The organism is uncultured Muribaculum sp. (assembly GCF_910583865.1).
Taxonomy (GTDB): domain Bacteria; phylum Bacteroidota; class Bacteroidia; order Bacteroidales; family Muribaculaceae; genus Muribaculum.
In genome coordinates this window covers 55,190-64,286 of record NZ_CAJTYX010000017.1, presented here as the reverse complement: position 1 = coordinate 64,286, position 9,097 = coordinate 55,190, and the positions used below count along the sequence as shown (strand labels likewise).

Below are 9,097 nucleotides of genomic sequence, written 5' to 3'. Positions count from 1 at the left end.
ACTCACAAACGTGAGTACTCACTAATGACTCACTCACAACCTCTGTATTCTGCGCCATTCTGAAATTTTGACAAAAATAAAAAGCACTGAAAATCAAGTGATTTCAGTGCTTTGCGGCATTTTGCCATTTTCAATTGTGACCCCGGAGAGGCTCGAACTCTCGACCCAATGATTAAGAGTCATTTGCTCTACCAACTGAGCTACGGAGTCTTAAAATACTTATTAAGTAGTAATTTTATGCAACTGAATATTCAAATAATCTTTATTATTTAACTTGTCCAACTCTGTATCTGCGAGTCGTTTTTCTCAATTGCGATGCAAAGTTAAGCGTTATTTTTTTATTGACAAAATTTTCATCAAGTTTTTTCACAAAAATTTACGTCAAGATTCATCCGGATCAATTACCAGTTCCAATCACCGGGCCAGCCACAGAGACATAACATCTTAAAATGCAGCGACAGAAGCCTCGTTACATCCCAATCACACAAGACATAAATCTATAGGTTCTTTCACATTATTCATGTCCATTACATTTGTGCAATATCAAGTATTTTTTTGATGAACCCCGATTTTGCCTCAGTATAGCCGTCCCTGTCATTTCGATATCGCGGCAATAGCCCCCGCTTCAATGCCTCATATTCACGCGCTATTGCCTGATGACTGTTTAGATAATCCCGAAAGACAATCTCATCATTATCGCCAACGGCATGGAAATGTATATGGAATACCCTTTCAGCATATCCATCAAGAGTATAACCCTTGTTGAAACTCATGCGGTTTGCTGAAGATGACATGCATATATATCCTGCCGCCTCCATCTCTCCCCTCACACCCCGCCAATCCACATCCGCAGAAATCTCAACAAGTATATCGATTATCGGCTTGGCCTCTATATCATGAATCGCCGTGCTTCCGATATGGCTGATAGTCGGAGAGTACCGCGCCAACACTCCTACCAGACCATCCATTTCCTCTTTGGCCCACACCTCCCACTGCCGGTCATGTGCAGCCAGAACTATAGGGAACATTTCCCACAGCTCTTCCAACGACATGTCCTCCAGTCTCCTGTTCATCTCGTCCATAGCCCAAGGAAACCGTCGGCTTCTTCTCTTGAATGAAACACAACCACATCGACCCGATCCTTATACTCGTCGAGCAACATACGTATGACCGGAGCTTGCCGCGTCTGAAAATCGACAATCCATTGCCGGAATTCCGGATCCATCACATCATCCGTCCAAGGCATATCCTCACGCGCCGTGCCCAGACGTTCTTCCGCACCGGCAAGACACACGTCCGTTGGCAGGTCAAAAAAGAAAACGGTATCGCAGCGATTCAATCTTATCGGAAGCGAATGAAGATAATTCCCATCGACAATCCACTCCTTTTCATCCATTATCACTTCCAGACGTCTTATAAATTCATCCCTTTCGAGGGTAGTCCTGTCCGGCAAATGCCATATCATGTCAAGATAATGTAGCGGCAGGCCGGTTTTCACTGAAAGCCTCCGTGAAAATGTACTTTTACCCGCGCCGGGGCAACCTATCACAATCACCCTTTTCATCATAATCCATCAATATGCCTGGCATCCCGTCATTTCTTTTTCGATTTCGGGAACGGCAGATCCCTCCAAAGCCTCCCGATTACTTCCAGAGTCCTTCTTGTATCCGCAAAGTCAAGGATATATGCCTCTTTCGCGCCTTCGTAAGGCCTGCCCACCTCCGCGTCAGCCATCATATCGGCGATACAAGGCAGTTTCTTTATATAAGCGACATTATCGCAAGCGGTAATTATACACTTCTCGTCGAGATAGACAACGTAATCGCCCATCATCTTGCGACTCCGTACCACTCCAAGCGGACTGAGCGTTTCACACAAAGCTTCTATAAAACCTATCGTGCAGGCCATTTCTATACCGGAAACAAGTTGCAGAAACCCTGCTTATTAAACTGATAGTACATCTCAATGCGCTCGGGAGTGTCATTTTCAAGCAGCAGAAGCAATTCTCTGGCAAACTCAAGCGTAGCCGAACCGTTTGCTGTCACGATCCTATTGTCACTGACAGCCTGAGCGTTCACATAGCCGGCATCGTTGGTGTAATTACCGCCGCCCCATGATTTCAGTTGTTCCGCGCCGTTGCCCGTATGCCTCACAGCGTTGAGAAACCCATATTTTGCCATAAACGAAGCCCCGTTGCAGATCGCACCGACAATCCTACCGGCCTCTATGCCACGCCTTACAATCGGCACGACACGCTCCGCCACCGAAGTACTCCAGCCGAAACCGCCGATAAGCACCAGTGCGGCATAATCCTCCGGCATATTATCAAATGAATAATCAGGCAGAGTACGGAATCCGCCTATGGACATGACAGGATCCATGGTCGGTGCCACGACCTTGTTGACATACTTCGGTCGCTCCTTCAGGGCAAATTCATCCGACGCAATGGCCTGCGAAAGATACACCGCCTCATGCGCGGCATAATCCGGCAAAAGAATATACAGTATTTCGTTGTTCATAATCGTATGAGGTTATTCAGAGGTTGTTTAAAAACAAAATTGTGATTACGCAATGTCCGGCTACCGGAAATTTCAGGATATAGCTAACCCACACTGCCGGCACAACTGCAAAAGTAGATATAAATTCCCGCCCAGCGGCCTAATGCTGAATATTTTTCGTACTTTTGTAACTAAGAAACCGGCTTCCGGCATCAATAACATCCTCCAAGATAATGAAGAAAATCCTTCCAATACTGTTCCTCTCGGCGACCATGACCATATCGGCAGAAATAAACTCGCCATTCGCCGGCGGATGCCTTCAGCGAGGCATCATGCTGCTACGCAACGACTTCACACAAGGTGCCATCGACCAGGCCGCCATCGCCGAAAAATCCACGCCATCTCCACGTCAAGCCTCTGACGCAGCCTGGATAAAAGCCATCGCCACACTGCGCGACGGCAACATCGACCAAGCACGTCAGCTATTGATCGGATATCTGGAGGACTACCCGGCAACCTCATCCACACTTAAAGCACGGGTAGCCTTAGGCGATTGCGATTTCTATCAGGCGAAATACACCGCAGCGCTCGACATATACGACGGCATCAACCCCTCCTCACCCGATTTGTCCCTTGCCGATGACCTTGCCTATCGCAAAGCCTATTGCCATATGATGCTGGGCCATACCGCCAAGGCCCTCGCCGGCTTCGCCACTCTGTCCTCATCCCCCCTCTATTCCAACGCAGCAAAGTTCTATCAAGGCTACCTCCATTATTCCACGGGAGACTATACTGAAGCAAAACGGCTATTCGACACCGTCAACCACTACTCCGCGCCCGGCGACCAGACCCCGTACTACCTCACCCAGATCGCGTTCAAAGAAAACAACTACGACCGGGCACTCTCAATGGCCCGACAGGCACTACGCGACTATCCCGACTCCACCTACGCCCCGGAAATGCTACGAATAGCCGGGGAATCGCTCTACCATTCAGGTGAAACCGCCGAAGCTACCGGATACCTCGACCGTTACCTCGCCTCAACGACTATCGACCGGGCCGAACCGTCGGCCCTCTACATCCTCGGCATAAACGCCTACCAGCAGGGCGACCTCGACAAAGCCGTGCGGCTGCTAACACCGGTCACCCGACAAGCCGATGCCATCGGACAGTCAGCCTACCTCTACATCGGACAAGCCTCACTGCAACAAGGCAACATGGACGCGGCCCTTATGGCCCTCGAAAAAGCCTACAAGCTTGACTACGACCCCTCGGTGCGGGAAACCGCATTCTACAACTATGCCGTCACACGAATGGAAGGCGGACGCACACCCTTCGGAAGCTCTGTCGCACTGATGGAAGATTTCCTCCGCACATATCCGAACTCAAGGTTCGCCCCACAAGTGCAGCAATACCTCGTCACAGGCTACATGACCGACAACGACTACGACCGTGCGCTCGCCTCTATCAACGCCATGGCAAATCCGTCACCGGCAATTCTTGCCGCAAAGCAGCGCGTGCTATACATCCTCGGCTCACGCGATCTCGCCGCAAACCATGTCGACAATGCACTGCAGCGGTTCCGCGAATCAAAGAGCCTCGCCTCAGCTGCCAACAAGGAGATGGGCGCCGAGACCGACCTTTGGATCGGCGACTGCCTCTACCGCCTCGGGAAATACCCACAGGCCGCCGACGCCTTCAACGCCTACCTCCGAACCGCACCCAAATCATCGCCCAACCGCACGATAGCACTCTACGACCTCGCCTACACTCGGTTCGCCCAACACAGATACAACGACGCCCTCGCCGACTTCAAGAAAGTCACATCCACGCCGGCAGCCGATGCCCCCGAACCGCGCATTCTCGCCGATGCCTACAGCCGCATGGCCGACTGCTATTATTACAATTCCGACTTCAACACCGCCGCCGGATTCTACGACAAAGCCCTCGCCACCTACCCCTCATCCGGTGACTATCCACTTTTCCAAAAAGCCATCATGCGCGGCATCACAGGTGCGCACGCCGAAAAGATCGACATCCTTGACAGCATGATGCAGCGTTATCCAACCTCCGGACTGATTGCCTCGGCCCTCCTTGAAAAGGCAGAGAGCCTTCTGGCCGTAAACCGCCCCGACGATGCCCTAAGCGTCTACTCCAATCTGACCGCAAGATACCCCGCCACCTCACAGGGACGCAACGGTTATCTACAGATGGCCATCACACAGATCTCGCTCGGCCGGACCTCACAAGCCATCGACACTTACAAGAAAGTCATATCCTCCTATCCCACCTCCGACGAAGCACGCATCGCATCCGACGACCTCAAACGCATCCTCGCAGACGAAGGCAACCTCGACATGTATGCGTCGTTCATAGCCACCGTTCCCGATGCCCCGCGTCTCGACACCGATGAGATCGACCACCTCACATTCCAATCTGCCGAGAAAGACTATCTCACCTCCGGAGCCACACACAGACTGGAGAAGTATGTCGAGCAATTCCCGGCAGGACAGTCGGTTCCACAGGCCCTCGGATATCTTGCCACATCGGCGTTCGAGAAAGGCGACCATGCCAAAGCCCTCGACTATGCCACCACTCTTTCCGACCGTTTCCCCCATTCCGAATACTCCGAAGAGGCTCTTGCCATAAAAGGGGATGTAGAACTTGAACAGGGGGATGCGGAAAAGGCCCTCACAACATTCCGCACACTTGAAGCAAGCGCGTCGGGCGCACGCAACCTCCAGTCGGCACGCATCGGCATAATGCGCGTGTCGCGCGACCTCGGACGGCATGCCGACGTGATAGCCGCCGCCGACGCACTACTGTCATCATCCGCACTCTCCACCGACCGACGCACCGAGGTGCTCTATTCACGCGCATACGCCCTTGCCCGCCAGGGCGACACGAAGCAAGCAGCCGCCGAATGGGAAAAACTCGCCGCCGACACCGATGACCTCTACGGCGCCATGTCGGCCTTCCACCTGGCCGACCGGCAGTTCAAAGAGGGAAAGACAAAGCAGGCACGACGTACTGTCAATGCCCTCATCGACTCCAACACGCCACATCAGTATTGGATAGCACGCGGCTACATACTTCTCAGTGACATATCACGCAGCCAGGGCAACACGTTCGAGGCAGACGAATACCTCAAGAGCCTGCGCGAAAACTATCCGGGCTCCGAAGCCGACATATTCCAGATGATTGACTCCCGTCTCAACAAATAATCTCCGACACCTCATGACACCTCCACCCTACAACCCGGCACCCGACCGCTACGATTCCGATAACCAAATGCAGTATCGCCGTTCCGGACGCAGCGGCATCCTGCTCCCGGAAATCTCTCTCGGCCTATGGCACAATTTCGGAGCCGTCAACCCCCTGCAACGTTCCCGCGACATCCTGCGCTATGCTTTCGACCATGGTATAACCCACTTCGACCTCGCCAACAACTACGGTCCTCCCTACGGATCGGCCGAACAGACCTTCGGTGAAATCTTCCGCACCGACTTCCGCCCATATCGCGACGAAATGCTTATATCCACTAAAGCCGGCTACGACATGTGGCCAGGCCCGTATGGCAACTGGGGATCACGCAAATACCTCATTGCCTCTCTCGACCAGAGTCTCCGGCGCATGAATCTCGAGTATGTCGACATCTTCTACATCCACCGTTTCGACCCTGCAACCCCGATTGAAGAAACCTTGCAGGCGCTTGTCGACATCGTGCGCTCCGGGAAAGCCCTGTATATCGGCATATCGCGTTGGCCTCTCGATGCCGCCAAAGCCGCTTTCGACTATCTCGACCGCCGCGACGCCCATTGCCTGATATTCCAGGACCGGCTCAACATGCTCGACCGGGCGCCCGTATATTCAGGCGTGATCGATGCCGTCCACGATGCCGGCACGGGATTCATAGCATTCTCCCCTCTTGCCCAGGGACTCCTGACCGACCGCTACCTTCATGGCGTTCCGGCTGGCTCCCGCGCAGCGCAGGGACGCTTTCTGAAAGCCGACAACATCACCCCCGAGGTCATACGCCGCACACGCCAGCTCGACGAGATAGCCTCATCGCGAGGCCAGACACTCGCCCAAATGGCCGTGTCATGGGTGCTCGCCGACACCCGTGTCACCTCCGTGATTGCCGGATGCAGCTCAATCGACCAGCTCGCCGATACAATCAAGGCCATACGTGCGCCAAAATTCACCGCCGAGGAATTATCGCTTATCGACAATGCCATCGGATAGGATGACACACGTCCGCGACCTTCACATAACGGCATAAAAAAATCGTGATTCATTCACGATTCTCTGTGGGGAGCCTTTCGGCTCCCCTGTTTCTTACTGTAGAATTCGAGAGTATTGTTTACTTATACATCTCGGCGGCATTCTCGAAATACCAACGGAACACCTTCTTAAAAATATTCAACATAACACTGACTTTTTGGGGGAGTCATCGCCGATCGGCAGACACACGCCGGCGGCGGCATCCACATCCCGGCTCCTACTCCGGATTATACTTCTTGTCAGACTACATGTTCTTGCGGCTCTGAATATCCTGCCGCTACAATGTCCCCACCTCTGTGGGAGACAATTCAAATGCCCTTAGTTACGCTCCGAGATCATCGGGGTGCAGTCTCCCGTCACGCGGAAGTAGTTGTGGGCACCAAGATGACGAGTATAAGCACTTACCTCTTCTTTGAAAAATTTGATCATCTTGTTCATACCATTAAAATTTTAAATTTCCCGGAGCGGCAGTGAAGCGCTCCGACCTAAAACAATTTACTTGCCGGCTCTCCGGCGTTTTCACTTTTATATACGCTTAAACACACTGCAAAGTTAGATGAAAATCCCGAAAACATGCAACAAAACTATGTTTTTTAACATAAAAATTCCATCAATCAATTGATTGCCAGCAATATAAAATTAGCACACCAATAGCGTTAAAATTGGTGTGCTAATGTGAATATATGTATATTGTCCGTATATCGTCTGTCAGCCCTGTTCAAAAACGACCAATTAATCTCCCTCATCCGTACGGAAGGGAAGCAATGGCAATCCGGCCACATTGTACACCGAAGGCTCGGGCACATTCTTGTAGCAATATCTTACCGCCACAGGCTCCGGCACATCCTTGGAGCTCACAGCCAGACGGCATGTCTTTTCCTCGATTTCGGCAAATGCCGGATAAAATTTTTTGTCGGCACCGGCTATCTCAAATCCCGTAAGCGACGTCCACATCGGGCAAAGCCCGGAAGGCGCATCGGTCACGTTGATATAGATCTTCCCATCTTTCACTTCCATCGACTCATAGCGGGGAGAATGAGCGCCGAACCCTTTCATTCCGTAAGTATCGGTCAAAGCAAGCCACGCCAGGCGCTCCGCAGGCGTATCCTTATCCACGGGATGGATAAAATTATAGTTGCCGGCATCGAGAGTCGACGCGATACCGCTGTTCGGAATCAGCCTCAAGGCATTCGCCTGTGCCTCACGCAGCTTGGCCGCCGACACGCCATCCTCTCCTTCATATCTGAACGGGGCTATCTCCACGAAATAGAACGGCATGGACTCGCCGCCGCCCCAACGGGCACGCCAGTCTTTCACCATCGCAGCCATCAATCGGTCGTACATGTCAGCATTGTGTCGGTTGCTCTCGCCCTGATACCATAGGAAACCTCTCACCGGGAATGATGTGAACGGCGACACCTTGCCGTTGAACAGCAGGCACGGATCATTCCAGGCGTTCTCCTTGGCGTCCTCTTTAAGATGATCGTAACTATATCCGGGAAATTCCGCCATCGCCTCACGCGACATCCAAGGCTCTATACGGCTGCCACCGAGGCTCGACACTATTATGCCCACCGGCACGTCGAGCACCTCATTGATATACCGGGCGAACAGGTAGGCCACGGCGCTTGTGTTGGCAACATTCTCAGGGGTGTTGTCCCACCATTCGCCACCGACGTCTGTCTGCGCGGTCTTGGCCGATGTGCGCACCCAGTGGCCTTTCCGGCTGTCCGTAGTAAATACACGCACCGGCGTTGTAGGCTTCGCCTTGGCTATCACGCCGTTCATACCTTTCAGCGGCTGACGGTCGAATCCCTTCATGGGCATCTCCATGTTGGACTGTCCCGCGCAGAACCACACCTCACCCACAAGCACGTCCTTAAGCACTACCGGACTTCCGTCGCCATCGGAAATCCTTATATCATAAGGTCCTCCGGCTGAAGGTGTCACTATCTCCATGCTCCATAGGGAGTCATTGCCCACTTTGGCCTCGCTCCGCACACCGTTCCACGTCGGGACGGCAGTCACCTTGTCGCCGGGGATGCCCTTGCCCCACAGCTTCACGTCAGTACGCTGCTGAAGCACCATCCCGTCCGACAACACGTGGGGAAGCGTCACTCGCGCCGACATCCATGTCGATGATCCGGCGACTCCCATGGCCGCACACAGTGCGACACGACCTAATAGGCCTATAAAACCTGTTCTGATCTCCATTTTCAATAACTGTTTTCGGAAGTTGAAATTACATTTATGCAAATGTAGACTTTCCATCCCACAAATCCAAGACAAAACCAACCAAACATCTTCATTGTTAA

General features: G+C 52.5%; 7 protein-coding genes and 1 tRNA gene. 2 read left to right on the top strand and 6 right to left on the bottom strand.

Translation table 11 applies throughout. The features are described from left to right. Positions 1-137: 137 nt before the first annotated feature. The 5 genes from QZ303_RS05600 to QZ303_RS05580 all read right to left on the bottom strand — a co-directional run bounded on the left by QZ303_RS05600 (position 138) and on the right by QZ303_RS05580 (position 2,519). Positions 138-210: transfer RNA gene (locus QZ303_RS05600), tRNA-Lys, on the bottom strand. Between the two features lie 317 nt (positions 211-527). Then, complete coding sequence (locus tag QZ303_RS05595) at positions 528-1,082, bottom strand: GrpB family protein (protein WP_295730320.1); 555 nt, start codon at positions 1,080-1,082, stop codon at positions 528-530. After that, complete coding sequence (locus tag QZ303_RS05590) at positions 1,070-1,567, bottom strand: hypothetical protein (protein WP_295730318.1); 498 nt, start codon at positions 1,565-1,567, stop codon at positions 1,070-1,072. Before QZ303_RS05590 ends, QZ303_RS05595 begins: the two co-directional genes overlap by 13 nt. Before the next feature lie 26 nt (positions 1,568-1,593). Further along, entirely contained in the window at positions 1,594-1,908 is a 315-nt protein-coding gene (locus QZ303_RS05585; protein ID WP_295730315.1) for a transcriptional regulator, read from the bottom strand. A gap of 2 nt (positions 1,909-1,910) precedes the next feature. Then, complete coding sequence (locus tag QZ303_RS05580) at positions 1,911-2,519, bottom strand: DJ-1/PfpI family protein (RefSeq protein WP_295730312.1); 609 nt, start codon at positions 2,517-2,519, stop codon at positions 1,911-1,913. 212 nt (positions 2,520-2,731) lie between these two features. On the opposite strand from QZ303_RS05580, the gene QZ303_RS05575 reads away from it, so the two are divergent. Beyond that, on the top strand, positions 2,732-5,722 hold the full coding sequence (locus QZ303_RS05575; protein WP_295730309.1) for a tetratricopeptide repeat protein: 2,991 nt from the start codon (positions 2,732-2,734) through the stop codon (positions 5,720-5,722). A 13-nt stretch (positions 5,723-5,735) separates the two neighbouring features. Next, positions 5,736-6,743 (top strand): aldo/keto reductase, encoded by a 1,008-nt coding sequence (locus QZ303_RS05570; protein WP_295730306.1) that lies wholly within the window; start codon positions 5,736-5,738, stop codon positions 6,741-6,743. A 771-nt stretch (positions 6,744-7,514) separates the two neighbouring features. Here the strand turns inward: QZ303_RS05570 and QZ303_RS05565 are convergent. Beyond that, positions 7,515-8,939: a sialate O-acetylesterase gene (locus QZ303_RS05565; RefSeq protein WP_295730333.1), complete on the bottom strand. Its 1,425-nt coding sequence runs from the start codon at positions 8,937-8,939 to the stop codon at positions 7,515-7,517. Positions 8,940-9,097 lie beyond the last annotated feature (158 nt).

Bases quoted from the DNA above. Each gene is read 5' to 3' on its own strand.
- QZ303_RS05595 (WP_295730320.1), bottom strand. From the start codon at position 1,082: ATGGACGAGATGAACAGGAGACTGGAGGACATGTCGTTGGAAGAGCTG.
- QZ303_RS05590 (WP_295730318.1), bottom strand. From the start codon at position 1,567: ATGATGAAAAGGGTGATTGTGATAGGTTGCCCCGGCGCGGGTAAAAGT.
- QZ303_RS05585 (WP_295730315.1), bottom strand. From the start codon at position 1,908: ATGGCCTGCACGATAGGTTTTATAGAAGCTTTGTGTGAAACGCTCAGT.
- QZ303_RS05580 (WP_295730312.1), bottom strand. From the start codon at position 2,519: ATGAACAACGAAATACTGTATATTCTTTTGCCGGATTATGCCGCGCAT.
- QZ303_RS05575 (WP_295730309.1), top strand. From the start codon at position 2,732: ATGAAGAAAATCCTTCCAATACTGTTCCTCTCGGCGACCATGACCATA.
- QZ303_RS05570 (WP_295730306.1), top strand. From the start codon at position 5,736: ATGACACCTCCACCCTACAACCCGGCACCCGACCGCTACGATTCCGAT.
- QZ303_RS05565 (WP_295730333.1), bottom strand. From the start codon at position 8,939: ATGGGAGTCGCCGGATCATCGACATGGATGTCGGCGCGAGTGACGCTT.